This is a genomic window from Arthrobacter sp. SPT-J7 (assembly GCF_059089965.1).
In genome coordinates this window covers 1-740 of sequence record NZ_JBNHFF010000509.1, presented here as the reverse complement: position 1 = coordinate 740, position 740 = coordinate 1, and the positions used below count along the sequence as shown (strand labels likewise).

Annotated in this window: 1 protein-coding gene; it reads left to right on the top strand. The window is 65.5% G+C overall.

Going from position 1 to position 740, the window contains the following annotated elements:
- Positions 1 to 15: 15 nt before the first annotated feature.
- The coding region (locus AC5RWX_RS33945; RefSeq protein WP_494100528.1) for an ATP-binding cassette domain-containing protein at positions 16 to 740 on the top strand (725 nt) is incomplete at its 3' end.

Sequence of the window (740 nt, the reverse complement as noted above, 5' to 3'; positions counted from 1 at the left end):
GTGAACAAGGCGCTCATGAACGCGAAGACGGCGGAGCTGCTTGACTCGCTCGGCATCAGCGCCGTCCGGCCCACCGCGCAGGTGCGGAGCCTGACCGTCGCTGAGCAGCAGGTAGTGGAGATTGCCAAGGCTGTCAGCTATGACGCCCGGATCGTCTCCATGGACGAACCCACGGCCGCACTGGCCGACGCCGAAGTTGAGCTCCTCTACCAGATCGTGTCCCGCCTGCGGGAGCGTGGAACGGCGATCCTCTATGTCTCCCACCGTCTCCGGGAAATTTTCGATCTGTGCGACGCCATCACCGTTTTGAAGGACGGCCGCGTGGTCAGCACCGGCCCCGCGTCGGAACTGGACGACACAGGCCTGGTCCGGCTGATGGTGGGCCGGCCCATCTCAGCCTTCTTCCCGGACAAGCTGCCCCCAACAGACAGCGGCGCCGACTCCACAAAGCCAATTCTCGAACTGCAGGGGGCGGGAAATGGCCAGCTGGACGGCATCACCTTCAGCGTTCAACCTGGGGAAATTGTCGGCCTGGCCGGCCTCCAGGGCTCCGGCCGGACTGAGCTGCTCCACGCCATATTCGGTGCCGCCCCCTTTACCCGCGGCACCATGAAGGTGGAGGGCAGGGAACTCCTGCCCAAGTCGCCGCGGGAGGGGGTCCGGGCCCGGATGGCGCTCATCACGGAAGACCGCAAGGCTGAGGGCCTAAGCCTGAACCAGTCCATCCTGGACAACGCGCT